At 30.4% G+C, this 697-nt stretch carries 1 pseudogene; it reads right to left on the bottom strand.

Going from position 1 to position 697, the window contains the following annotated elements:
• A pseudogene (locus ABD915_RS10385) lies at positions 1 to 164 on the bottom strand (LbetaH domain-containing protein); the annotation flags it as partial.
• Positions 165 to 697: the final 533 nt, after the last annotated feature.

The following is a 697-nucleotide window of genomic DNA, read 5'->3' as shown; positions in this document are numbered from 1 at the left end:
CCTTTTTTGACATCACCAAAATCTCTTAAAGCTCTAATTCTATGCAGCGTTTTAAAGCCAACCTCTATTGTTTCACCCGTGAATTCGTATTTTTTTGCAGGCTCTTGTTTATTATTAGATGCGGTTTTGTTTGTAATGGGGGTATTTTTTGCTGTAGCGTTCATAATGAACTCCTATCGATTATAAAGTTTCTATTGACACCCTAAGGGCGCCGGGCGGTAGAAACACGGTCGATAGTCCGTCGTTATGCTTTCCCCTCGAAAGGGTCTTGTATAGCATAACCACACCCGACAAAATTCTCATATACTAATAAAAGTATAAAAGATAGCCAGTTTTTAATAGGATTAGGTTTATCGTAACCTCTTCGCTATCGATTAAGTGTTTCTAGCACTTGAGTATTTATATAACAAAATACGTATTTATTGTCAAATAATATTTTATCTTTTTTGATATTTTTATGATTTTTTTAAATTCATTATGTGTAAATATTTAGCATATGCCTATCAAGCGCTTCCTTTTTATTATATGCTTTTAAAGCTATATTATTGGCTTTATAAAACGATTGCGTTATTTTTTGAATCTATACATTTATAATATTTATAAAGGCTCTCATGATGCTTATTTTTATCTTTATAACCTATCATGTTTTTTACTAAATGGTTTTTAAAGATTTCTGTTAATTTCTTTTATAACACAT

It is taken from the genome of Bartonella jaculi (assembly GCF_039543045.1).
GTDB lineage: Bacteria > Pseudomonadota > Alphaproteobacteria > Rhizobiales > Rhizobiaceae > Bartonella > Bartonella jaculi.
Note: the sequence above shows the minus strand (reverse complement) of the source record. Positions and strands in the feature narration are given on the sequence as shown.